At 67.1% G+C, this 24,424-nt stretch carries 15 protein-coding genes and 1 pseudogene; 5 read left to right on the forward strand and 11 right to left on the reverse strand.

Annotation, left to right across the window (positions count from 1 at the left end):
• The first annotated feature begins 17 nt into the window (after nt 1–17).
• The gene (locus tag AB0K11_RS01550; RefSeq protein WP_364971631.1) at nt 18–1,373 is read left to right on the forward strand and encodes an NAD-dependent epimerase/dehydratase family protein; all 1,356 of its coding nucleotides are present in this window, start codon (nt 18–20) and stop codon (nt 1,371–1,373) included.
• Nucleotides 1,370–2,260 (forward strand): SDR family NAD(P)-dependent oxidoreductase, encoded by an 891-nt coding sequence (locus AB0K11_RS01555; protein ID WP_364971632.1) that lies wholly within the window; start codon nt 1,370–1,372, stop codon nt 2,258–2,260. The genes AB0K11_RS01550 and AB0K11_RS01555 overlap by 4 nt, the downstream gene beginning before the upstream one ends.
• Nucleotides 2,261–2,375: 115 nt before the next feature.
• On the opposite strand, the gene AB0K11_RS01560 is transcribed toward AB0K11_RS01555, so the two are convergent.
• From AB0K11_RS01560 to AB0K11_RS01590, 7 genes are all read right to left on the reverse strand, one after another.
• The gene (locus AB0K11_RS01560; protein WP_364971634.1) at nt 2,376–3,095 is read right to left on the reverse strand and encodes a DUF4189 domain-containing protein; all 720 of its coding nucleotides are present in this window, start codon (nt 3,093–3,095) and stop codon (nt 2,376–2,378) included.
• 175 nt (nt 3,096–3,270) lie between these two features.
• Nucleotides 3,271–4,791: an adenylate/guanylate cyclase domain-containing protein gene (locus tag AB0K11_RS01565; RefSeq protein ID WP_364971636.1), complete on the reverse strand. Its 1,521-nt coding sequence runs from the start codon at nt 4,789–4,791 to the stop codon at nt 3,271–3,273.
• 94 nt (nt 4,792–4,885) lie between these two features.
• A complete protein-coding gene (locus AB0K11_RS01570) occupies nt 4,886–5,407 on the reverse strand; it encodes a PaaI family thioesterase (protein WP_364971638.1) in 522 nt (173 codons plus the stop codon).
• A gap of 92 nt (nt 5,408–5,499) precedes the next feature.
• The gene (locus tag AB0K11_RS01575) at nt 5,500–6,918 is read right to left on the reverse strand and encodes an SDR family NAD(P)-dependent oxidoreductase (RefSeq protein ID WP_364971640.1); all 1,419 of its coding nucleotides are present in this window, start codon (nt 6,916–6,918) and stop codon (nt 5,500–5,502) included.
• 45 nt (nt 6,919–6,963) lie between these two features.
• Nucleotides 6,964–8,589 carry a diguanylate cyclase gene (locus AB0K11_RS01580; protein ID WP_364971641.1) on the reverse strand — a complete coding sequence of 542 codons (1,626 nt, stop codon included), beginning with the start codon at nt 8,587–8,589 and terminating at the stop codon, nt 6,964–6,966.
• 119 nt (nt 8,590–8,708) lie between these two features.
• On the reverse strand, nt 8,709–9,485 hold the full coding sequence (locus AB0K11_RS01585; protein ID WP_364971643.1) for an alpha/beta fold hydrolase: 777 nt from the start codon (nt 9,483–9,485) through the stop codon (nt 8,709–8,711).
• 82 nt (nt 9,486–9,567) lie between these two features.
• Nucleotides 9,568–10,491: an SDR family NAD(P)-dependent oxidoreductase gene (locus AB0K11_RS01590; protein WP_364971645.1), complete on the reverse strand. Its 924-nt coding sequence runs from the start codon at nt 10,489–10,491 to the stop codon at nt 9,568–9,570.
• Here AB0K11_RS01590 and AB0K11_RS01595 point away from each other — a divergent pair.
• Nucleotides 10,454–11,938 (forward strand): NAD(P)/FAD-dependent oxidoreductase, encoded by a 1,485-nt coding sequence (locus tag AB0K11_RS01595; protein WP_364971646.1) that lies wholly within the window; start codon nt 10,454–10,456, stop codon nt 11,936–11,938. The genes AB0K11_RS01590 and AB0K11_RS01595 overlap by 38 nt on opposite strands.
• Before the next feature lie 19 nt (nt 11,939–11,957).
• Here the strand turns inward: AB0K11_RS01595 and AB0K11_RS01600 are convergent, their stop codons facing one another.
• The 3 genes and pseudogenes from AB0K11_RS01600 to lnt all read right to left on the reverse strand — a co-directional run bounded on the left by AB0K11_RS01600 (nt 11,958) and on the right by lnt (nt 15,252).
• Nucleotides 11,958–13,043, reverse strand: a complete 1,086-nt coding sequence (locus AB0K11_RS01600) for a transglycosylase family protein (protein ID WP_364973616.1) — start codon at nt 13,041–13,043, stop codon at nt 11,958–11,960.
• A gap of 234 nt (nt 13,044–13,277) precedes the next feature.
• A pseudogene (locus AB0K11_RS01605) lies at nt 13,278–13,706 on the reverse strand (transposase); the annotation flags it as partial.
• A 31-nt stretch (nt 13,707–13,737) separates the two neighbouring features.
• Complete coding sequence (lnt, locus tag AB0K11_RS01610) at nt 13,738–15,252, reverse strand: apolipoprotein N-acyltransferase (protein WP_364971647.1); 1,515 nt, start codon at nt 15,250–15,252, stop codon at nt 13,738–13,740.
• Between the two features lie 103 nt (nt 15,253–15,355).
• On the opposite strand from lnt, the gene AB0K11_RS01615 reads away from it, so the two are divergent.
• Both AB0K11_RS01615 and AB0K11_RS01620 read left to right on the forward strand, forming a co-directional pair.
• On the forward strand, nt 15,356–15,874 hold the full coding sequence (locus AB0K11_RS01615) for a hypothetical protein (protein ID WP_364971648.1): 519 nt from the start codon (nt 15,356–15,358) through the stop codon (nt 15,872–15,874).
• Nucleotides 15,875–16,093: 219 nt separating this feature from the next.
• Complete coding sequence (locus AB0K11_RS01620; protein ID WP_364971649.1) at nt 16,094–16,471, forward strand: hypothetical protein; 378 nt, start codon at nt 16,094–16,096, stop codon at nt 16,469–16,471.
• 97 nt (nt 16,472–16,568) lie between these two features.
• Here AB0K11_RS01620 and AB0K11_RS01625 read toward each other — a convergent pair whose 3' ends face one another.
• Nucleotides 16,569–23,813, reverse strand: a complete 7,245-nt coding sequence (locus AB0K11_RS01625) for an Ig-like domain-containing protein (protein ID WP_364971650.1) — start codon at nt 23,811–23,813, stop codon at nt 16,569–16,571.
• Nucleotides 23,814–24,424: the final 611 nt, after the last annotated feature.

Raw genomic sequence — 24,424 nt, forward strand, 5'->3', positions numbered from 1 at the left:
TGTTCAGGAGGCATTACATGCGCGTTGTCGTCACCGGCGCATCGGGCAACGTCGGCGCCGGCGTGCTGCGGGCGCTACACGAACGGCTGCCCGACGCTCAGGTGGTGGGGGTCTGCAGGCGCCCACCCACGACGGGTGAGAAGTACGAACGGGTGCGGTGGCACGCCGTGGACCTGGCGTCGCCCGACGCCGCGGCCGACCTCGAGCCGGCGATGCGAGACGCCGACGTGGTGGTCCACCTCGCGCTGGCGATTCAGCCGGTGCGCGATACGGACTATCTGTATCGGGCCAATGTGATTGGCACGCAATCCCTTCTGTCTGCGATGACCGCGGCCGGGGTCCGGCAGCTGGTGTATGCCTCCAGCCTCGGCATCTACGCCCCCGGCCGGGGCGAGCCCGTCTCGGAGGACTGGCCGGACACCGGCCAGCCCGCCTCTACGTACAGCCGGCACAAGGTGATGGTGGAACGGATTCTCGACCGGTTCGTCGAGGAACATCCCGATACGGTGGTGGCCCGATTCCGTCCCACTGTCGTGGTGCAGCGCGAAGCGGCCTGGCTGATCCGTTCGCTCTACCTCGGCCCCCTCGTGCCCCGCGCCGCCCTCGAACTCCTCCGCCGCGGCGCGATTCGTGTGCTTCCACTACCCAGAGGTATTGCGCTGCAATTCGTTCACGCCGACGACGTCGGTGACGCGGTGGTCCGGATGATGCAGCACCGCGCCCACGGCTCCTACAACATCGCGGCGAACGTGCTGGACAGCACCGCGCTCGCCGCCGTGGTGGGGGCGCGGGCCGTCGGCGTCAACCCGAAGCTGATGCGCGCGGTGGTCAGCGCACTCAGCGTGAGCCGCGTGGTCGCGCTGACCCCGGGCTGGTACGACGTGGCCACCAACTCACCTGTCATGGACACGTCGAAGGCGCGCCGCGAACTCGGGTGGGCACCCACCCGGACGTCGGCGGAGAGCGCGATCGAACTCCTCGACGGGATGGCCGACGGCGCCGCAGGCACGAGTGCGGCGATGGGATGGAACACGGAGGAGAAACGCATGACCTCGCGCACGATTCAGTACGTCCACGATGCTTCCCTGCTCACATGGAGCGGCTTGGCTCTCGCCCGTGCGCTGGGTGTCGGCCGGGCCGGCGCTCCGGACGCGGCGGTCGTCGCGCTCAATCTGGCGTCCGGCACACCGATGGCACTGGACCGCGTCCTCGCACGACGTCGCGATCCCGCCGCTCTTCTCGCGCCTCTCGCTGTGGTCACCGCCGTGGTCACCAGCCTCCGTGGTGGGTGGGCGCCGGTCGCCGCCACCACGGTCCTCAGCCTGCTCGCCGCGAGCGAACGCCGCCGGGCCAAGAGAGGTGGACAACGATGAACACACAGAACAATGGCTCCCAGGTGGTCGTCGTCATCGGCGCTTCGAGTGGGATAGGACGGGAGACCGCGTTGCACTACGCCAGACGCAATGCCGCCCTGGTGCTCGCGTCGCGCTCGAAGGACGCGCTGAACGACGTCGCGGACGAATGCCGATCGTTCGGAGCCGCCGATGTGGTGGTGCAGGCGACGGACATCGCCGTCGCCGACCAGGTCCAGGAACTGTTCGACGTCACGATCGCGCGATTCGGACGGGCGGACGTCGTGGCCCAGTGCGCGGCCATCACCGCCTTCGGCCGCTTCGAGGACGTTCCGGCGGACGTCTTCGACGACGTGGTGAAGACGAATCTCCTCGGCGCCGCCAATGTGGCGCGCTCGGCACTGCGCCACTTCCAGGAACGGCGCTCGGGGCACCTGGTGCTTGTCGGTTCACTGCTGGGAACGATCGCGGTCCCATACCAATCTCCCTACGTCCTCAGTAAATTCGCTTTGAGTGCGCTCGTTCGGGTGTTGCGTCAGGAGAATCGTCATCTGCCGGAAGTCAGGATTCACGGCATCTACCCGGGACCGGTCGACACCCCGGTGTACGGGACGGCGGGGAACTACTCCGGCCTCACCCCACGGGTGCCGCCGACCGCAGACGCCCCCGCCATAGTCGCGGCCGCCATCGTGCGCGCCACTGACAGGCGGCGCTCCAGCGAGCGTCAAGTCGGTCTGCTGAACTGGCCGGCGATCGCCGCCTTCCGGTTGCTGCCTGCGGTCTTCGACGCCGTGGTCGGGCCGTTCGTCCGCGCCACCTCCTTCGATTCGGAACCCAGCGACGCCAGCGCCGGGAACGTGCGGTACGAGTCGATCGAACCCGCGCGAATCGGCGTGGCGTTGTCCTGACGTGGCTCGCAGGCGGTCCCGAGGTGACAGAGGCACTGGATCGGTAGGGTCGTGCAGCAACAGATCACGCCCGGACCGTGTTGTCACGGTCCGGGCGGATCGGGTCGGCGGCGACTCAGAAGTAGGTCGTCGTCGTCGTGCTGGTGCCGTTGTCGCAGGCGATGGTGACCGTCCAGTTCCGGAACCGCGGAACAGCGGGCACGACCTTCATGTCGTACCTGGAGTTGGCCGGCAGTGCGAAGGCACGGTTGAAGTTCTCCGCCGTGTAGGTGCACTGCGACGACACTCCACTGCGGTCGGTGATGTGAGCCACGAAGCCACCCAGCACGGTGTCGAACGAGACCGTCGGCCCCTGCTTGGGCGCCGGCGGAGGCGGCGGCGGGTCGTTGGGCGGCGGCGGGGTGGACCCGTTCGCGCACCCGGACACGATGACCTTGGCGCCCTGCTGGTTCTGCAGCTTCGCCATGGCCTTGCTCTGCGCGCCGGACAGCGACGGGTCGGACGCGCCGGTCATCTCGCCGTAGTCGTTCGAGGCCGCCGCCGCACACTCGTTGGTCGCGATCACCTGGGTGACACAGTGGCTGCCGCCATTGCTCACACAGTTGGACAGCGCCCCCTGCCCGGCCTGGTCCTGGCCGGCGCCGATCGCCGATCCGCCGGCCATCGTGACGGGAGGGTTCTCGCTGACGAAGCCGATGGCCAGTGCGATGTACTGGTCGGCAGCGCTCGCCGGTGCGGCGGCACTGACCATTCCGACGCCAGATGCGAACGCGGCCAGAAAGATCAATGCTGCGGTTCGGCTGCGTCGGCCTGCTGCACTTGCTGAAATGGTCATGATGTCCTCCGTTGGTGATTGAGCCGTTGATGCGGACCCTCGTGGGCTACTCGAATACTCGGCTTCACGGAGCGGCCGGGTAATCGCCGGCAAGCCAGACTTCAGCGAAGGATGGGAAGGGTTTCCTGTCTGCGGGGTAAGGGGCGGTGGCGGGCAGGAGCCGCTGCCGACGAGCTCAGCTTGTCGCCGCGTTCCTGGTGTCGAGTCCGAACACCTCGACGGCAGCCGCCTTTCCTTTCAGCGCGTAGGACCCTCGGTCGACGAGTTCTGCGGGCCGGACGTCAAGGGCATCGACGGTCTGCCGGGTCAGAAGTATCACGTCGCCGGTGGCTTTGGTGAGCTGCTCGACCCGGGCTGCGACGTTGACGGTGTCGCCGATCAGCGTGAACTCGAGCTTGCCTCCCCCGCCGATGGTGCCGGCGATGACGACACCGGTGTTGATCCCGATACCGATTCGCAGCGCGCTGCCGAATCGCTCTGTCACGTAACGGTGAATCAGCACCGCGGCTTTCACGGCGGCGTCGGCATGGTCCGCAAGATCGTTCGGGGCACCGAAGACGGCCAGGGCGCCGTCGCCGAGGAATTTGTTGACGTGTCCGCCGGCGTCGACGACCGCAGGCACCACGATCCCGAAGAGTGCGTTGAGGCGGGCGACGGTGTCCTCGGCGGTATTGGTTTCGGCGAAAGGGGTGAAATCTCTGATGTCGACGAACATCACGCTCACCTCGCGGCGCTCGCCGGTGAACACATCGTCCCCCTGCTCGAGCAGTCGCCCCGCCAAGGTGGGGTCCACATAAGTTCCGAAGGCCGTCTGAAGTCTTTGGCGCTCAGCCAATCCCGCCTGCATGCGGTTGAACGACGCCGCCAGCGCGCCGAGATCGTCGTCTTGAACCACTGGCAGCCGTTGGCCGTAGTCCCCCGCCGCAACGCGTTCAGTCCCTTCGGCGAGATCGCGAACGGGCTGCAGGGACGGCGAGAACGCGGCGCCGACGGTGATCGGCACTCCGTAGCCGAGCGTCACCGCACCGCCGATCACGAGGGCAAGCACGGGGACCGCGGTGGCCCCGTGGAATACGGCCGCCAGCATCGCGCCCGCGGTGGCGAATGCGAAGGCGGTCGCGAGGATGCAGACATTCGACCACCCGGCAAAGCTCGGGCGGGAGCGGGGCAGGGAGTCACCGATCCCCGTGTCACCGGCAATGGCGACCCTGGCCGGCCGAAGCGCGGCTTCCGTATAGCTGTGCACGGCAATCAGCTGGACGGCAGTTGCGAAGGCGGCGCCCAGGATTCCGTACTGAACGAGGCGCCACCCGCTCGCCCCGGCGACCGCGCCGACAACGACCAAGAGGAGGGTGACTCCCACAGCGTTGGCGGCCATGGTCCGGGCAACTATCGCCCGGCCCCAGGCGTAGGTGGCGTCCAGCGCCCTTCCCCGGTCGACGTCCTGACCGGCTGCCCACTGATCGACCAGGCGGCTCGGACCCTGGCCGGGAAGGACCATCACGTACACCAGCACGAGCACGGCGATGGAGGTGACGCCGGCCGCCTCGACGTAACGATCGGACTCCTCAGTCGCGACGACGACGAACGACGGAAGAAGGTAGACCGGCAGGATCGCGGGAATCGCGCCCGCGTAAGCCGCCCACGAGTATCTCGCTCGGTACCTGTCCCACGCCCACTGCCAGATGCGGTTCATGGCGGGAGACTAGAGAACCGCGGCATTCGGGCGTGGGGGTTGACGCAGAATGGCCACGAGTCAGGGCGGGGTCGTGCACGCGGGCGAACCGAGGTCAGCCTTGAGTCTTGGTGTCGAAGACGAGCAATGTGCTCGATGCGGTCGCCACCAGCGCGCCCGATGCGTTGACAACCGCGCCTTCGGCGAAGGCGACGCGTGAACCGGACTTGACCACGGTTCCGGTTGCGGTGAGCATTCCGCTGGAATGCTGAACCGCCTTGAGGTAGTTCACCTTGATCTCGACCGAGGAGAAACCCCGGCCCTGGGACATCGTGGTGTGCGTCGCGCCGCCCATCACCGCATCGAGCAGCGTGCAGACGAGACCTCCGTGCACGGTGCCGATGGCGTTATAGGCCGATTCGTCAGGCCGGCACGTGAAGACCACTTTGCCGAATTCCACAGACGCGATGGAGATCTGCATTAATTCGTGCATGGGCGCCGTCGGGAGCTGCATGTCCTGCACGGCTCGCACGAAGTCGAGACCGGCCATGGAGGCACCGGCGACCGCGGTCGGCTTCGGGTCGTGCCACGTCACCACGCGTGTCCTCGGCGTCGATTCGCCGTCCGCAATGCTCATCTCGCAGCCCCCGCTCAGATGATTCGGCAATCTACTCCGATTCATCACCGTCGCGGCGCGATCAGAGGTTTCCCGCAACGACGGCGCTCCGGCTACCAGTTGCTCGGCGAGTAGTCCTTCAGGAAGCAGCCGTGCAGATCTTCGCCGGCCTCGCCGCGGACGATGGGGTCGTACACGCGAGCGGCACCGTCCACGAGGTCGAGCGGGGCGTGGAAACCCTCCTCGGCGAGCCGCAGTTTCGTCGGGTGCGGCCGCTCGTCGGTGATCCAGCCGGTGTCGACGGCGGTCATGAGAATGCCGTCTTGCTCCAGCATCTCGGCGGCGCTGGTGCGGGTGAGCATGTTCAGCGCGGCCTTTGCCATGTTGGTGTGCGGATGCCCCGGGCCCTTGTACGCGCGGCTGAACTGCCCCTCCATCGCCGACACGTTCACGACGTAGGTGCGACGGGCGGGTGAGGCGGCCATCGCCGGGCGCAGGCGACTCACCAGGATGAACGGCGCGGTCTGGTTGCACAGCTGGACCTCGAGCAACTCCATCGCGTCGACCTCGTGCACGCGTTGGGTCCAGCTGTTGACGGACGCGGTGTCGGGCAGCAGCCCGCCCGCATCGATGGCGGTTCCCGCTGCGATCCGTTCCGGCGAGGCGCTGCGGGCGGTGAGGGCCAGTTCCGTCACCACATGAGGGGTCTGGTGTTCGGAGAGGCTGCCGGCGAGCGCCGCCGGATGGGCGTCGCTGACGCGGTCGAACGTGATGACGTCGACCAGTCCCGGCGCCGGGGTGCGTTCCGCCTCGACGAGCGCCGCATAGGAGCCGGGGGCTCGCCGCACGGTCTGGGCGGCGTTGTTGATCAGGATGTCCAGCGGGCCCTGGGCGGCGACGCTGTCCGCGAGCGCGACGACCTGCGCGGGGTCGCGGAGGTCGATGCCCACGACGCGGAGTCGGTGCAACCAGTCGGCACTGTCGGGCATCGCGGTGAAGCGGCGCACGGCGTCGTTCGGGAAGCGGGTGGTGATGGTGGTGTGCGCCCCGTCGCGAAGCAGTCGCAACGCGATGTACATACCGATCTTGGCGCGGCCACCGGTGAGCAGGGCGCTTCTGCCTTCGAGGTCGGTGCGAGCGTCGCGCTTGGCACGGTTGAGCGCGGCGCATCCGGGGCAGAGTTGGTGATAGAAGGCGTCGACCACCGTGTAGCGGTTCTTGCACGTGTAGCAGGCCCGCGGCCGGAGCAACGTCCCCGCGGTGGCGCCGACCGCGGTCGACACCAGCGGCAGGCCCTGCGTCTCGTCGTCGATGCGGCCCGGCGCACCGGTCGCGGTGGCGGCGGTCACTGCCTGGTCGGCCGCCGCCACCGCGTCGCGCTTGGCGTGCCGGCGAGCCTTCCTGACCGACTTGAAGATGCCCGCGGTCGCGCGGCGCACGGCCACGGCGTCGGGATGCTCAGGAGGTAGCGACTCGATGTCGGCCAGCACCTGCAGGCACATGTCGAGTTTGTCCGGGTCTATCGCGTTCACCAGGGAAGAGTACGGGGCGGTGCGATGCCGGGCGTCGAAGAACAGCTAGCGGCTTCGTCGTCGGCCGCGCGCGCGTTTGGCCTCGTACATCGCCAGGTCGGCGTCGCGCAGCAGTTCGTCAGCCGTTCGACGATCTGACCGGTCGACCTCGACGACACCGATGCTGGCGCCGATCGGGCCCTGCACGGCGGGGAGGGCGAGCGCCGAGTGCAGCCGGTCCACCAGGTCGTCGATCTCGGCGGACGTCACGGCGCGGCAGACGAGAACCACGAATTCGTCACCGCCCCAACGCCCTACGACGTCGTCGGCAGCGACGGTGCGGCGTAGCCGTTCTGCGGTGGTCCGCAGCACGTGATCTCCGGCATCATGACCGTGCGTGTCGTTGGTCGTCTTGAGGTGGTCGACGTCGATGAAGAGCACCGCCCGCAGCCGGACGTCGCCCGAGTCCCCGCTCAGCGCGTCATTGATCCGCAGAAGTACCGCGGCACGGTTGGGAAGGGACGTCAGACCGTCGTGAGTGGCGAGGAACTTCATCTCCTCGGCCTCTGCACGTTGCGCGGTGACGTCGGTGAAGGTGACGAGCATGTCCGACAATCCCGGCTTGTCGGGGTTGAGCAGTCGACAGCTCGACAAGATCCACCCCCTGCCCTCCGGGCGGTCCCACCCGTACACCAGCTTGTCGAACGACACACCGGTACGCAGTACCGCGAGAGCGGGACGGTCCTCTGGCGCGATGTTCACGCCGTTCTCGTCGTAGAACGGGGACTTCTCGGTCGCTTCGAAGAAGTTGACACCCACGAGGTTCGCCCCTTCCGGAGCACCCAGGATTCGCAGGCCGGCGGGGTTGATGGACTTGATGGTGCCATGCATGTCGGTCACGATCAGGCCCTCGATCATCGACGTGACGACGGCTTCGAAGTGCTGCTCGGCGCGGTGTAGTGCAGTCAAGTCACAGCACACCAGGACGTAGCCCTCGGCCATCGTCGCGGCAGAGACCCGCACATCGAGGATGTGGCCGCCGGCGGAGCAGTGTTGATCCGCGACGACGCCACCGGACGCGACGATCCAGGCGGGCCTGAGATCTGCGCCTACCGCGACCGCGACGGGCAGTCCCACCGCGTCGGCCGCGGAGCGTCCGTAGATGGCCTCGGCCGCTGGGTTCCAGCTGGTCACAGTGCCGTCTGCGGTGGTGCCGATGATGGCGTCGCTGACATGGTTGACCAGCGCGGCCTGATTCCTCATCACCGACTGGGCGGCGTGCCGCACACTCACGTCCCGGGTGATGATCTGCCAGGAGTCGGTGCCCGTCGGGCCCAGCTTGACCGCGACGACCTCGACCGCGAGCGTGGTTCCGTCGCTCCGAATCATCTCGGCCGGAAGGTGGGGCGAGCAGTCGCCGGGCCTCGCCACCTCGGCGAGGTCGGCGAGCATCGGCCCCATCGACTCGCCTGTGACGAAGTCGCTGATCGGGCGGCCGACGAGCTCGGCACTCGTCTCGGCTCCCATGAGACGCACGCCGGCCGCGTTGACATAGGTGACGCGCCCGGCTGCGGTCACGCAGATCCCGTCGGGGCTCTGTTCGACCAGTTGCCGGTACCAAGGCTCACCCGGCCGCAGCAGCTCCCCGTCGGCCCGCGGCGCGAGCGTGGGCGAGGGCGGCGAGTCGGACATAGATCACCAACGTACCTGCCCATCTTTTGCCGAGATAGGCGCGAGCGACGCTCGGTAAGACAATTCTTTGCTGCTGAGCAGCATTTCTGCGGCGATCGCAGACAGCGGTGATCAATTGCTCACGGCAGTGTGTCCGTCAGCCAGCGAAGAACCGGCGGGGCGACCCGGTCGACCGCCGACGCGGCGACGATCCAGTGCGGCAGGTCGGGATGCACCTGATGCTCGGCGCCGTAGCGCTTCGCGATCCGGCGGGAGAGCCACGGCGCGACGTTGCGGTCGGCCCCGCCGCTGACGCACAACACGGGGCAGATGACATCCGCCGCCCTCACCCGCGTCGGAGCCATGCCGAACGACATCTGGCGGAAGACGCGCCCGGAGTCGCGAACCAGCTCGGGAATGAGCCGATCCTGCTCGGCCGACGGGAGCGTCACCAGTGGCACGTCGCGCATCGTGCGCGGACCGGGCAGGAACGGGCGGCCACGCAGCACCGCCGGCAGGATCGGCAAGAGATGAGGAGTCATCCGCGGCTGAACCCACAGGATCCCCGGCGGCACCGATGCGAGGAGCACGACCGCGACCGGTCTGCGCTCAGCGGCGATCTTCTGAGCGAGGAGACCGCCCATGCTGTGCCCGATGACGATCGCAGGTTCGCCGAGTGCGTCGTAAGCCGCCGACGCGACGGCGAAGCACTCGTCGATGCCCGTCCGCATCAGCGCCGCGTCGTCGGAGGGGTCCCGTCCGGGCAGCGTCGGCGTGGCCACGCGGTAGCCGGCGGACTGTAGGACGTCGATCCAGGGTTGCATGAGTGCCGGCTTGCCGAACACGCCGTGCAACAACAGAATCGGTGGCTTGGTGGACATCGGGGTGTCGCCCTGGTGCTTCGCGTTCTCCTGCACATCGTGAGTGTCGCGGATCGACGTGCGCTGCGCGATTACCCGTCAGGTAATGGCGGTCGCCCCCTGAGTCGACGCACCGCGGCTATTGCGCCAGGTATCCGCCGTCGACGGGCAGCACGGCGCCGGTGATGAACGAGGCGTCGTCGGAGGCGAGGAAGACGATGGCGCGTGCGACTTCGTCCGGTTCTCCGAGACGGCCCATCGGGTGCATGCGTTCGATCGCCGCCAGATAATCCGCGCCACCCGGCTCGTCCGGAATCCGCCTGACAGCGTCGGTTCGGATCGTCCCGGGGGCGACGGCGTTGACTCTGATCCCCCGGTCGGCCCACTCGACCGCCAGGTGTTTGGTCAGCCCGGTGGCGACAAACTTGGCCGGCCCGTAGGCCGCCTGCCGCTTCTGTCCGGCCAGCCCGGAGATCGAGGAGAGGCAGACGATGGCCCCACCACCGGTCGCCAGCATCGCCTCGATCGCGAACTTACAGGTGAGGAACATGCCGCGGCCGTCGATGGCCATCACGTCGTCCCAGTCGGCGGCGGTCATCTCCAGCACGTCGCCGAGCGGGATGACACCGGCGTTGGCCACCAGCACATCGAGCCGCCCGAAACGCTCGGCCGCCGCCTCGATCATCCGCCGCGCGTCCTCCTCGATCGAGACGTCGCCGATGACGGTCTCGACCTCCGCGCCGGCGTGCCGCAGCTCGTCGGCGAACGCCAGCAACGGCTCACCCTGAACATCGGTCACCACCAGGCGGGCGCCCTCGCGCGCGAACAGCTCGGCGGTCGCCCGACCGATGCCGAAGGCCGCGCCGGTGATCACCGCGGACTTCCCGACGAGGCGTCCTCGTCCTTGGTTCCTGTCCGGGGCGCTGATGGTCACGCCAGAAGCGTACGGGCCTGTCAGGCCGACGACGGTGAAGCTTCGTTCGCCATTTCGCCAAAGCCCGCGAACCTGCGGTGGGACCGTCAGTATGCAGGGATGGCATCGGGTCTCGTCCGATGCAGCCACGTCGCGAAAGGGTCTGGTCCACATGCATGTTGTCGTCATCGGAGGTGGCCCCGCCGGCGTGTCCGCTGCCCTGCACGCCGCCGGGCTGGGGGCACAGGTCACGCTCATCGAGCGGGACCGAGTCGGTGGAACCGCCCTGAACAGCGGTCCTGCGCCGGTGCGCACCCTGGCTCGCGCCGCACGACTGGTGCGCGACTGGAACTCTTGGGAGAGATTCGGTCTGCACGGGCCGCGACCCCAGGTCGACCTCGCCGCCACCCTAGCGAACGCGCAGCGGGTGGCCGACTACCTGTATGAACGCAAGCGGCTCGCCGACCACATCCGCTCCGCCGGAGTCGATCTCGTCGAGGAGGCCGGCGACGCCCGGTTCCTCGACGCCGAAACCGTCGCCGTGGCCGACGGGCGCAGATGGAGCGCCGACCGGGTGATCATCGCCGCGGGCGGCAGGGCCGGGCGACTGCCGATTCCCGGAGCCGAGCTCGGCCTGACCTATGAGGACATCCGCGGCCTGACCGCCCTACCCGACCGGGTCTGCGTCATCGGCGCCGCCGACACCGGCTGCCAGCTCGCGTCGATCCTCGCGGACTTCGGCTGTGACATCACGCTCGTCGAGTACGCGCCGCGGATGGTGCCGCGGGCCGATGCCGACGTCTCGGCCGCGCTGGAACACGCGTATCGCGCGCGCGGCATCAGAGTCGTCACCGGCGCTGCCGTGTACCGGATCGACGCGCTCACCCCCGGTGTCCGCGTCCTCTACCGCGTCGGCGAGGAGGAAGGGACGGTCGATGTGGACGCCACGTTCTTCGCAGTCGGCTGGCCCGGAAACGCCGACCGGGTCGACGCCGCCGCAGCCGGCCTGATCACCGAGCGCGGCTACGTGGTGGTCGACGAGCACACGGCAACGAACGTGCCGCACATCTTCGCCGCCGGCGACGTCGACGGGAACAGCATGGTCATCAGCAGCGCAACCCTCGAAGGCCGTGTCGCGGCCGAGAACGCGGTGCTCGGCAGGCGTCGCAAGGTGGTGCACGAGATCGTTCCCGGCGGCAGTTTCACCGACCCCGAATACGGCAGCGTCGGACTGACGGAGGAGCAGGCCCGCGCGCGCTACGACTGCACTGTCGCCGTGGCCCGCTACGAGGACATGTTGCGGCCCGTCGCCGACGGACACCCGGAAGGGTTCTGCAAGTTGATCGTCGAGACCGCGCGCAGGCAGATCGTCGGCGCGCATGTGCTCGGCGAGTACTCCGCCGAGGTCATCCAGATGGTCGCGGCCTGCATGGCGGCAGGCATGCGTGTCGAGGACGTCGCCGAGCTCCAGTTCGCGTTCCCCACCTTCACCGAAGGAGTCAGCCAGGCCGCGCAGATGGTGGTCAGCCAACTCGGCGTCCGTCCGGTCCCCCATCTCTGGACTCGCTTGCATTCCATGCCGTCGAACCTGGAATAGCTGCTCCGCCTCGGAACGGTCAGCGTCGCACTCTGGTGCTGCATACCGGCCACGCGCCCCAGCCCTGCTTCGCCCGAGTGACCTCGGCGATCGCGATCTGCTCTTCTCGACTGGCCAGGTCGGCCCGCGGCGCATAACGCAGTCCGCCGTGGCCCTCCCAGGTGCTCTGCGTGAACTGCACGCCGCCGTAGAATCCGTTGCCGGTGTTGATCGCCCAGTTGCCGCTGGATTCGCAGGACGCAAGCGCGTCCCACGTGGCGCTGTTGCGCACCAGAGGCACCTGGGTGCCCGGCTTGGCACCGACCCGCTGTACCTGCGCCCGAGCGGGTGTCACGACATTGTGAGCGACCAGCCGCCGGCCGACCTCGCGCCCGTTGACCGTCGAGACGGCATAGGTGACATCCTGGGTGCCGGGCCTTCCGCGGTCCTCGACGACGCGGCGGCTGAGGTTCATCGTCGGGTCGTGGATGCGCCGCAGCGGCGCCTGCAGGGGCATGCGCGCGTCGACCTCATGAGTCCTGATGCGGGTCACCACGATCCGCATGCCAGCACTGACTGGCGTAGACATCGGGGGCACCACCGTGTCGTCCTGCTGGAGCGGCGCGCCTGCCGCTGTCAGCAAATGCCCCACCGTGGTTGCCGCAATGCGTCGATCGCCGGCCACGCCGCCGTCGTTGATGTGCACCTGTTTCGGGCTCACCAACGGCAACGCCATGCCGGCCAACGGCAGGCGGCCGGCGCGGGACGCCGCAACGGGCGCATGGTCACTCATCGACAGCTGCTCGAGTGCCTCGTCAACGGTCAAGGCGGTCGTCCACACCTGCTTGCTCGGTTGACCGTCGATCGACACCTGCAGCGGGCGACCGCGTCTCAACACGATGGTGTCGGACTCGTGGATCCGATGATCGGCGGCTGGGTGGAGTTCGTCGTGCTCGCCCACGGCGAAGCCGTTCTCCCGCGCCACGTCGATCACGCGCGACTTCATGGTCGATACCGTCATCGACACGTCGTCAACGGACAACGTGACGCTCTTGTGGACCACCACGGCGTAGCCGCCCGCGAACATCAATGCCGACAAGAGTGCGCCGACCAGCGCACGTTGCACCTTCGATGTTCCGGTGTCCGTTCTACTCTCGGTCGGGGCGGGCTGCTGCGGCGCCTTGCCGATCTGCGCTCTACTGCACGCCGCGTCCTCGGCCGTATCGGTGTGTTCGGCGTCGGCCAACAGGGTCACGACCTTCTCGGCCAGTCTGTTCGTCGTCCCGTTCAGCGCGATCCGGCCTAGCCGGAGCACACCCGCGGCCCGGCACAACACCAACGCGTGAACGAAAAGCGGCGTCAGCTCAGCCAAGTGCCGCCTACGGAACCGTGCGATCTCTCGATGGTCCAGGAGCTGCCCTGCGGCCAGCCACCGGAAGTTCCCATCATCGACGCACCTGCGTTCGATAAGCCGCGACGAGCGCACGCCGGTGGTGTAGCCGTACAACAGGATCCCGACCAGCAGACGCGGATCACATGGCGGCGTATCGCGCCCGTCGGCGTAGGCGGCCCGAATGGGGGCGAGTTCCAGGTGCTCGTCGACCAATACCGCAATCAACCGGGCCAGCTGCGCGGACGGCATCCCGCCGTCCGGCGACGGCGATCTCCGAACGTGGGCGGATACCCGAAACGCACTGCGCAGCACGAGGCTTCGACCTCGCGAGCCGCGCACCTGCCCGCTGACCACGACTAGCTCGAACAATCCACCGTGATGGGGTTCATCAGCCATCAATCATGCCCCCGAACCGATTCGGGGGCCGTCATCCCGCCCGGCGTGTTGAGCGCCGATGGCGCATGGTCGCTACGACGACGGCGCAGGCGAAGATGCAAAAGGCGAGCGCCAACACCCAGTCCCCGAACCGTTGGAACACGGTGGTGTGTGAATCGAGCGGGACGTCGACCACGATCGCGCCACGTTCGGTGGCGGGGTACCAGGCGAGTTGCCGGCCGCGTGCGTCGAATGCAGTGCTGATTCCTGACAATCCGGTGTGCACCGCTGGGTGACCCACCTCCGCGGCGTGTACCGCGGCCTGGCTGGCCAACTGCGCCTGCGCCCAGGTTCCTTGGTACGTCGAGGTGGAACTCTGATACACGAGCAGCTGCGCACCACGCTGCACCTCCCGGCGGGGAAGATCGGAGAACGTCGTCTCGAAACTGATCAGCGGTCCGATGGCGAGCCCTCCGACGGGCTTTTCCGAGTCGGCTTCCGACGGACCGGTGTGCAACACGACCTGCCCACTGCCGCGCCGTCGGTCCTCGGCCGCCGCCTCGGTGTTCCGGGTGGCCCAACCGAGCAGCGGGCGCAGCGGCACGTACTCGCCGAATGGGACGAGCCGCGTTTTCGTGTATGCGCCGTGCGATCCGTTCGGTCCGATGAGGACCGACGATTTCGAGATTCCGCCCGTGCGGTCGCGGGCGTCGACGTTGACGAGCAGGTCCGCGCCGACCCGTTGGGACAATGCGGCCAGGCGCGCCATGGCCTCCGGCCGTCCGGTGAGATCGACCCCGACGCTGCTCTCGCCCCAGACGACCACGTCGAGCCGCCGACCTCCCAGAGTGGCGGTCAATGCTTCGGCGGCCGCCTGACGGGCGGCGGAGTCCTCGATGTCGCCCGGCTGAACGAGCGCCACCCGTACCGTCGAACCCGCCGCAGGAGCTGGTCCCAGCCAGAACCACGCCGGACCGAGTGCCGCACACGCCACTGCCACCGCTGCCGTGGCGACGCGGAAGGACATGCGCCGATGCAGGATCACACCGGCGATCGCGGTGTTCGCACCGACGATCGCGAAACTGGTGAGCCACACGCCGCCGAGTGATGCCGAGGCGAGCGTGGCCGGCTGGTTCCACTGCGACGCGCCGAGCAATGCCCATGGACCGCCGAGACTCGGCCATGATCGCACCGCTTCGGCCATCACCCATGCACTCGGCAGCACCACCATGGCCGCGAGCGTTCCGCGGGCCGTGATGGGTTCGCGCAGTAGCAGATACGCGGCCATACCCCACGGCACCCACAACGCGCCCAGTCCGATGGCCAGCACGATCAGCAGCGGCCCGGCACTCGGCAGCAGCCAGTACTGGGTGGCCAGCACGAAGCCGGCCATTCCGCAGCACGCCCGCAGAGCGGCAGCGCGGGCAGTAGCCGCCGCACGCACCACCAACAGCAGGGGGACGATGCCGAACCAGGCCAGCCACCACCACGACGGCGCAGGGAACGCAAGCGCCGGCAGCGCTCCGGCGAGCGCTGCCGCCGCGAGGCCTGACCACGTTCGGCCCAAAACACGCACCGCCTATGCGTCACTCGACGTCTCCGGTCCCACCGGCTGGTCGGTCACCCAACCCCAGTCTGCCGGGCGCCGGGCGCGCTACGGTGGATCGACCATGCAGGTCTTGACCGCTCCTGCGAGTTTCGGTCACTCGGACTGCGAGCGCATCCTCGCCGCCGCGCTGGCGCAGCCCGTCCTGGCCGTCACCAGCCTGGCGTACGTCGTCGCCGGGATGGCCGTGCTGTGCTGGGCCGTGCGGTGGAGGGCTCCGCTTGCCGGTGCCGCCGGAGTGGCGCTTGTAGCGGTCGGGGCCGGCAGCGTCGTCTACCACGGGCCTCAGCCGTCCTGGGCCGAGCCCGCGCACGACTGGCCGATCGTCGCCGCAATAGCGGTGTACGCCGCCGTTCTCGCCCGTAGCCGGCGCCCGGGATGGCGGTCGGCCTGGGCGGGAGCGGCCGGGGTCTTCGCGCTGGGGCTGGCCGCCTACGCCGCAGGACGCTCGGGATCACCGCTCTGCCGACCCGACAGCGTCTGGCAGTACCACGGCGCCTGGCACGTCCTCTCCGGCGCCGCGGCCGTATTGGCCGCCCGTGCCATGGCGCCGGGGCGGGCACCGTCGGACATGTACCCGTGACGTCGAACCGGACCCCGGTGGCGCGGCGCGGGACGAAGCAGCATGCCGGCCGGCCGGTCGCCGAAGTGCGCCACCCACAATTTGTCGAAATTGCGATCGGCAGCAACCTCGGCGGGGTCTAATTACCTCGGCCGAGCAGGGCAAATTATCTGACCCGTCAAATATCAGCAAACGCAAGATATTCGCAGCCCGGTGGCCGCGGCGGACAAAGGACACGATATGCACACCACCAAGATGATGGCGCACACGGTCGCCGTGGCCGTGATCTCGGGCGCCATCGCGGCGGCCGGGCTGGGGCTGGGCGCAGGTTTCGCCGCCGCCGAGAATCCGACCGGAACGTGGTGCCCCGGCCAACCGGTGCCCTTGGGTCCGTTGGCCGACTTCGGCTGGGACGACAACGTCTGCCACGACTACTGGTACGTCCCGTTCGGGGAAGGCAACGTCCCCATCACGAACATTCCCACCGGCGAACCGGTGAAGAGCCATATCTGGATCGGTTCCCCACCCGGGCGGACGCCGCCTCCACCGCCCGCACCACCGGCACCGGGTTCTTACTGCGCGACCAACCCGGTTGGATGCCATTTCTTCGGCCCATAAGGACCGGGCTCATAACCGCTTGAAGAGATGGCGCGTGTCAGAGGCACCGCTGAGCAGAGGCCGGCACGAGCGCGAATGGCTCTCGGAAACTGGCGTTTCAGGCTTCGATAGGTGCGGTGACGTTCAAGGTGACCGTGGCAGTCGGGCTTTCGAGTCTGCCGTCGCTGACCTTGTAGGTGAATGAGTCCTCACCGACGTAGTCGGTGTTGGGCCTGTAGCTGAACGTCCGCTGGACGCCGTCGAAGGTCAGCGTTCCGTGCGTGGTGCCGCTGATCAGGGTTGCGGTCAGGGTGTCGCCGTCGACGTCGGAGGATCTGTTCTGCAGGCTGAAGCCGATGAATCCGTTCTTGGGGAAGGGGATGGTGTCGTTGTTTATCGTCGGTGCGTCGTTGACCGGTGTGACGGTGATGTTGACCGTCGTCGGCGCCGACTTGTCGATGCCGTCGGACACTTGGTAGCTGAAGGAGTCGGGGCCGTTGTAGTTGAGCGACGGGGTGTAGGTGAAGGAGCCATCTGGGTTGATGCCGAGGGTTCCGTGCGCCGGGGCGATGGCATCGGTGATGAACAACTGCTGGCCGTTGGCGTCGGTGTCGTTGGTGAGCAGTCCGGGGGCGGGGATGTTCAGCGTGGTGTCCTCGGCGGTGGTGTAGGCGTCGGTGTTGCCCACCGGGGGGGCGTTGTCGGGGTCGGCGACCGGGGTGATGGTGAAGTTCACCGTGATCGGCGCCGAGGTCACGGTGCCGTCGGACACGCGATAGGTGAAGGAGTCGGTGCCGTTGTAGTTGGCCGTCGGCGTGTAGGTGAACGAACCGTTCGACAAGACTTCGATCGTGCCATGCGAAACCGATGTGCGGTTGCTGATGAACAGGGGCCCTTCGGCGTCGAAGTCGTTGGTGAGCAGTCCCGGAGCGGCGACAGTCAGCGTGGTGTCCTCGGCGAGGGTATAGGAGTCGTTGGTCCCGACCGGGGCGTCGTTGACCGGGTTGACGGTGACGGTCACGGTGGCGACGTTGCCGACGGTGGCGCCGTCGTTGGCCCGGTAGGTGAAGGAGTCGGACCCGAAGTAGTTGGCCGTGGGGGTGTAGGTGAACGATCCGTTCGCGTTGAGCGTGACCGTCCCGTGGGCGGGATCGGTGACCTTGACGGCGGTCAGCGGATTGCCCTCGACGTCGGCGTCGTTGCCGAGCACGCCGGCTCCGGTGATGACCAGCGCGGTGTCCTCGTTGGTGCTGAAGGCGTCGTTGGTCGCGGCCGGGGCGTCGTTGACCGCATTGACCGTCAGGTTCACGGTGACCGTGTTGCTGTAGAGGGTGCCGTCGCTGACTTTGTAGGTGAACGAGTCGGGCCCGTTGTAGTTGGCCGCGGCGAGGTAGGTGAACGTTCCGTCCGGGTTGAAGGTGACGATGCCGTGGGCGGGGTCGGTGACCTTCTCCGCTCTCAGCGGGTTGCCGTCGACGTCGGTGTCGTTGCGCAACACGCTTTGGGGCGCCGCGACGAAGAGCGTGGTGTCCTCGATGGCGGTGTAGCTGTCGTTGGTCGCTGTCGGCGCATCGTTGACCGGGTTGACCGTGATGTTCACGGTGGCCACGTTGCTTTCCAGGACACCATTTCCGGCCTTGTAGGTGAATGAATCCTGTCCGGTGAAATTGGGCGCGGGGGTGTAGGTGAACGATCCGTTCGCGTTGAGCGTGACCGTTCCGTGCGCGGGATTGCTGAGCTTCACCGCGGTCAACGCATTGTTTTCGGGATCGGTGTCGTTGCTCAGTACGCCAATGGACACAGCCACGTTGAGTGCCGTGTCCTCGTTGGTGGTGTACGCGTCGTTGGTCGCTGTCGGGGCGTCGTTGACCGGGTTGACCGTGATGTTGACGGTGGCCGTGTTGCTGTCGAGGTCGCCGTCGTTGACCTTGTAGGTGAAGCTGTCCGGTCCGCTGTAGTTGGCGTTGGGGGTGTAGGTGAACGATCCGTTCGCGTTGAGCGTGACCGTTCCGTGCGCGGGATTGCTGAGCTTCACCGCGGTCAACGCATTGTTTTCGGGATCGGTGTCGTTGCTCAGTACGCCAATGGACACAGCCACGTTGAGTGCCGTGTCCTCGTTGGTGGTGTACGCGTCGTTGGTCGCTGTCGGGGCGTCGTTGACCGGGTTGACCGTGATGTTGACGGTTGCCGTGTTGCTGTCGAGGTCGCCGTCGTTGACCTTGTAGGTGAAGCTGTCCGGTCCGCTGTAGTTGGCGTTGGGGGTGTAGGTGAACGATCCGTTGGGGTTGACCGTGACGGTTCCGTGGGCGGGGTTGGTGACCTTGACCGCGGTCAACGGGTTGCCGTCGACGTCGGTGTCGTTGCCCAGCACGCCGGGCCCGGCGACGACCAGCGCGGTGCCCTCATTGGTGCTGTACGCGTCGGTGGTCGCGACTGGGGCGTCGTTGACCGGAGTGACGGTGATCGTCACGGTCGCTTCATTGCTTTCGGCGTAGGGAACGCCCGGTTCGCCCGAGGCGCCTTGAACGACGGTGTAGGAGATGGTGATCGGGCCGTTGTAGTTGGCCGGCGGCGTGAGGATGAGTGACAACGAGCCGTTCTCGTTGACCGTTTGGACGGTGACGTCCGGCGGAGTTGTGATGTGTCCAAACGTCAAAGCGTTGTTCTCCGCGTCGGTGGCGAGCAAGTCGATTCTCACCGACGTGTCCTCCGCCATGGCGAGACTCTGGTCTGCGACGACCGGCCTCTCGTTGGGCCTGGTGATCGTCACCGTGGCTGTGTTGCTGATGGCCCCGGCGTTGTCCTCGACGGTGTAAGTGAAGCTGTCATTTGCCGTGCTGGTGGCGGTGTACCTAACACTGCCGTCCTCGACGGTGAGGACTCCCCCCGAGGGTTGTTTGGTGATGACGATCGTTTCCGGGTTGATGGTGCCGTCGACGTCGGTGTCGTTGGCCAAAAGCGCGATCTTCTTCGTTTCACCTATTTCGACGGTGGCGGTGTCGTTGTTGGCCACCGGGGCGTCGTTGACGGAGGTGATGGTGATCGTGACGGTGGCTGCGTTGCTGGTCTTGCCCTTGTTGTCGTTGACCTGATACTGGAAGCTGTCGGAGGTCACCTCGGTGCCGTCGGAGGCGTAGGTGACCGAACCGTTCGGGTTGACGGTGAGGCTTCCGGCTGAGGGCTGCTGGGTAATGACTACCGTCGACGTGTTGATGGTGCCGTCGACGTCCATGTCGTTGGCCGTGAGCGGGATGGTGGCGGTTGCGCCTTCGGCGACGATGGCGGTGTCGGGGTTGGCTACCGGGGAGGCATTGGCCGGGGTGACCGAGACCACGTACACGACTCCTTCACTCGCAGAGACGTAGGCGCGGGTGCCGTCGGGGCTGAACGCTAGGTAGGCAAGGCGATTCTGGAGGGGCGCCGTGGCGATGATGGTGTTGTAGGTGGGGCTGGCCGGACTGGCGTCGATCACCGATACCACTCTGGTGAAGTAGCTGATCGCGTACGCCAGTGAGTCATCCGGCCTGAGTCCCGCCCCGTCCGCGACAGCGACCGGGATGGTGGCGATGACGGTGTTGTAGGTCGGGCTGGTGGGATCTCCGTCGATCACCGAGACGACACCGATTCGGCTGGCGATGTAAATCTGCTTGCCATCGGAGGTGATCTCCACCGTATTGGGAGCGACCGCGACGGGAATGGTGGCGACGACGCTGTTGTACGTCGCGCTGGTGGGATTGATGTCGATCACCGACACGGAGTCACTGGAATTGTTGGTGACGTAGGCGCGGGCGAAGTCTGGAGTGATCGCTACCTCAAAGGGTCCGGAGCCAACACGGACTGTCGCGACCACGGTGTGATAGGTCGCGCTGGCAGGGTCGGTGTCGATCATTGCCACCGTGCCGTTGATTGAGTTGGCGACGTAGATGCGCTTACCGTCGGGGGTAGTTGTGATGTCGCGAAGAGGAAGACGGACGTCCCCGACCGGGACGGTCGCGATGACCGTGCGGTAGGTCGCGCTGGCAGGGTCGGTGTCGATGACCACCACGGCATTGCCAGTTGAAGTGATGGTGCTGACGTAAAGGCGGTTGCCGTCGGGACTGACCTCGACGCCCCCGGCGTAGGTGCCGGCCGGGATCGTGGCGAGGACGGTGTTGAAGGTGGCGCTTGCGGGATCGGTGTCGAGAACGCTGACGTACCCACTCTGAGCGAAGTTGACGACATAGGCACGGGTGCCATCGGGACTGAAGGCGATCGCATATGGGTCCCCGCCGACGGAGACGGTGGCGGTGACGCTCAGTTCTGCCGGGGAGACCGGAACGGAGTTGACGGTGACCGTCACGGGGTCACCGACGCCGTCGCTGACGGAAACGGAGAAGCTGTCGGTGATCGGGTCGGCGGACGCACCGGCCTTTAGCCGTGCGGTATCGCTGGGTGTGTAGGTGACGGTGTAGGTGCCGGTGGCCGCGTCCACCAGCACCGGTGCGCTGACCGTTCCGGATGCACCCGCCGGCGGGCTGACCGTCAACGAGAGTGGGTCGCCGTCGGCGTCCGTCGCGATGACCGTAACCGTCACCGCGCCTGTGACCTCGTCGGGCGCACCGGCAGTCGCGTTGATCACCGGGGGTGCGTCGTTGACCGGGGTGATGGTGATAGTGACGGTGGCTGCGTAACTGGTGGCGCCGATGTTGTCGTTGACGCGGTAGGTGAAGCTGTCGGTGGTCACCTCTGTCCCGTCGGAAACATAGGTGACAGTGCCGTCGGGGTTGACGGTGACGCTTCCGGCAGTGGGCTGTCCGGTGATGACGACCGTGGCCGCGTTGATGGTGCCGTCGGCGTCGGTGTCGTTGGCGATGACCGTGATGGTGGCGGTGGCGCCTTCGGCGACGGTTGCCGTGTCGTTGGTAGCCACCGGGTGAGCGTTGAAAGGGGTTGCGGTAGTGGAGGAGAACAACATCGTGAGGTCTTGACCGACTGCGACCTTGGTGTACGTGACGCCGTTCGGCAGCGTCGGGATGGCGCCCTGCCCGGCGAAGGCGCTGCCGATGGTCACCGCAGTACCATCGGAGCGCAGCAGAACCGTGTGGTCCTGACCGGCTGCCACTTCGGCGTAGGTGACGCCTGCGGGTAGCGCCGGGATGTTGGTCTGCCCTAATCGGTTGTCGCCGATGGCCACGGCGGTGCCGTCGGAGCGCAATAGCACCGTTTGATCGTTGCCGGCCGCCACCTGCGTGTAGGTGACGCCTGCGGGCAGCGCCGGGATGTTGGTCTGGCCATTCGAGTTGAGGCCGAAGGCGACGGCGATGCCGTCGGAGCGCAGCAACACCGTGTGGTTCAAGCCCGCGTCTGCCTGGATGTAGGTGACCCCGGCGGGTAGCTCGGGGACGTTGTTCTGCCCGTAGGCATTGGCGCCGACGACGACGGCGGTGCCGTCCGAGCGCAGCAACACCGTATTCCGGGCGCCGGCGACCACCTGCGTGTAGGTCAGTCCGGCTGGCAGCTCGGGGATGTTGGTCTGCCCGAAGTCGTTGTTGCCGAAAGCCACCACGGTGCCGTCCGAGCGCAGCAATGCAGTGTAAGTTTGGCCGGCGGCCACCTGCGTGTAGGTGACCCCGTCCGGCAGCGCAGGGATATTGTTCTGCCCGTAGGAATTGAGGCCGACGGCGACGGCGGTGCCGTCCGAGCGCAGCAGCACTGTGTGAACGTACCCGGCGGCGCCCTGGGTGTAGGTGACGCCGGCCGGAAGCGCCGGGATGTTGGCCTGCCCGAAGTCGTTTCGGCCGACAGCGGTCACGTTGTTGACGGTGCCGATAATCAATCCGGTTGTGGCGATCAAGTTTTGAGCGTCGGTGACGGTCACGGTGACCGGCACCTGGGCTCCGGGGTGGGCGGCTGCCCAGGTGGGGTCGGCCACGACCTGAATGCCACCGCCTGGAAGATGAGTCACCGTGAGCGGGATACTGGCATCGGCGCTCGCGACCGTTGTCGTCAGCGCGTCACCGTCGATGTCGTTGCTGCCGTTGACCGACACCACCCAGGTGTTGCCGACTCCGGGTGTGAGGGTGACCTGTCCGAGGACGGGGGCATCGTTGACCGGGGTGACGCTGATGGTGGCGGTGGTGGTGGAGGTGTGTTGGCCGCCGTAGAGCAGGCCCTCGGTGCCGTGGACGTGCCAGGGGCTGGCTTCATCGGAGACGGTGTAGGTGAACGAATCGGTGCCGGTGTAGTCGGCGGTGGGTGTGTAGGTGAACGTGCCGTCCTCGTTGAGCACCACCGCGCCGTGGGTGGGTTGGGTGTAGTTGGTGATGGTGAGCACGTCGCCGCCGGGCAGGCCGGCGACCGGGGTGCTCAGGTCGGCGTCGGTGTCGTTGGCCAGCACCGCGATGTCCACGGGGGTGTCTTCAGAGGTGGTGATCGCGTCGACCACCGCGGTGGGAGATTGGTTGAAGAGGCTGCGTTGCAGTTCGCGTTGCACCCAGCCGAGCACGATGAACAGCATCATCGGCGGGGCGGGGGTGGTCGGGCCGGGGGAGAAAATCGAATTCAGCAGGGTGGTGATGGCGGTGTTGAAAATATTGCCCAGCACTTCTGAGGCTCCCAGCAGCGCTTCTGACAGGTTGGCCGGCTGAGCGGTCAGCGGGGCTGGGGCGCCGGGCGCGGCCGCGGCGGCGATGAACATCTGCGGTGTTGCGGCGGGGTCATCGAGGGTCAACGTGCTCATCGTGCGTGCGTTGGATTGGCTGTCGCTGAACTGTTCGGCGTCGGCGTCGGCGTCGGTGTCGCTGTCCTGGTCGGTGGGGCCGGTGGCGTCCTGGATCAAAGCGGTGGTGGTGTCGGCGGGTGCGAGATAGTCGATAGGCGGCTCGGTGAGCACCGGCGGGTCGGGTGTCACGACCGCGGTTTCGATTACTGCGACCGGTGTGGGGGTCCCGGTCTGCGGCGTGGTGTTCTGCGGGGTGTCAACCACCGGGGTCGGGGTGATGACATCCTGCTCGGCGCCCTCCTCGTCGAGATCGGAGTCCTCGTCGAGATCGGAGTCCTCGTCCAGATCGGAGTCTTCGTCCTCATCGGAGTCTTCGTCCAGATCGGATAGGTGTGCGCTGCCGATGTTGGCGTCGGCATCTGATTTCGGCGTATCGGTATCGGCTTCGTCGTCGGACGGATTGTCGGCCTCGTCGTCGGACGGCTTGTCGGACGGTTTGTCGGAGTTGTCGGAGTCATCCGAGTTGTCGCCGGTGGACTGCGAACCCTCCTCGGCCCATGCCACCGCCGGATTGCCGATGCCGTATCCGGTGGCCGCCGCCGCCCCGACACCGAGCGCCACCGCCAACGCGCCAACCCGGCCGATGTGCATCGCATAACCCATGTCTGCATCCCCGATGACCCAGACGTCGCCGCGAAACCGGGGTCGGTGAAGTTTCGGTCGGTGCCAGCCCGATCACGCCACTCCGAGAGCAGCAGCAAATTGACTGCGCCGTCAAACCCTAGCGGAAACCGGTGTGACATGTGTCTCTTTTGTGATCGATTCTCGGTGCCGCCGAAATTGCGCCGTCCCTGCTCGCCGCAAGTAGAGCAAACCGAACCTGACTAGGCGCCGTCCTTATGCTCGCCACCGCGCCAGTTAAGGACGGTGCGGCATCGTGCTCATAAACAATGCAAAACAAGGCGGGCGAGGCCTTGCGTCCGGCCGGCCTGGCTGGTGGAGCTGCCGGGAATCGAACCGGACGCTGAAACGCGATGAGCTGGGCGAACGCCTCAGATCACCCGCCAAACGACGCAAACTGACTCGAAGCCCACTGCGAAGATGCAGTTTGTGTTGATGGCATCAACACATCCTCGACCCACTCCGGCAAATCAGGTATTCAAGCTCCTCATCCGTCCGATCCGGTCACCCGGACAACATCCCGATGACCGGAAGGCGACCGTCGGTGAATGCGTCTCGCCCCTTAGCGTCAGGAGATCACCGCCGCCTCGAGG

This window comes from Mycobacterium sp. NPDC050551 (assembly GCF_040674075.1).
Classification (GTDB): domain Bacteria; phylum Actinomycetota; class Actinomycetes; order Mycobacteriales; family Mycobacteriaceae; genus Mycobacterium.

What these genes read in the sequence shown, in the direction of transcription:
- AB0K11_RS01550 (WP_364971631.1), top strand. Translation starts at nt 18, where the DNA reads ATGCGCGTTGTCGTCACCGGCGCATCGGGCAACGTCGGCGCCGGCGTG.
- AB0K11_RS01555 (WP_364971632.1), top strand. Translation starts at nt 1,370, where the DNA reads ATGAACACACAGAACAATGGCTCCCAGGTGGTCGTCGTCATCGGCGCT.
- AB0K11_RS01560 (WP_364971634.1), bottom strand. Translation starts at nt 3,095, where the DNA reads ATGACCATTTCAGCAAGTGCAGCAGGCCGACGCAGCCGAACCGCAGCA.
- AB0K11_RS01565 (WP_364971636.1), bottom strand. Translation starts at nt 4,791, where the DNA reads ATGAACCGCATCTGGCAGTGGGCGTGGGACAGGTACCGAGCGAGATAC.
- AB0K11_RS01570 (WP_364971638.1), bottom strand. Translation starts at nt 5,407, where the DNA reads ATGAGCATTGCGGACGGCGAATCGACGCCGAGGACACGCGTGGTGACG.
- AB0K11_RS01580 (WP_364971641.1), bottom strand. Translation starts at nt 8,589, where the DNA reads ATGTCCGACTCGCCGCCCTCGCCCACGCTCGCGCCGCGGGCCGACGGG.
- AB0K11_RS01595 (WP_364971646.1), top strand. Translation starts at nt 10,454, where the DNA reads ATGCAGGGATGGCATCGGGTCTCGTCCGATGCAGCCACGTCGCGAAAG.
- AB0K11_RS01615 (WP_364971648.1), top strand. Translation starts at nt 15,356, where the DNA reads ATGCAGGTCTTGACCGCTCCTGCGAGTTTCGGTCACTCGGACTGCGAG.
- AB0K11_RS01620 (WP_364971649.1), top strand. Translation starts at nt 16,094, where the DNA reads ATGCACACCACCAAGATGATGGCGCACACGGTCGCCGTGGCCGTGATC.
- AB0K11_RS01625 (WP_364971650.1), bottom strand. Translation starts at nt 23,813, where the DNA reads ATGGGTTATGCGATGCACATCGGCCGGGTTGGCGCGTTGGCGGTGGCG.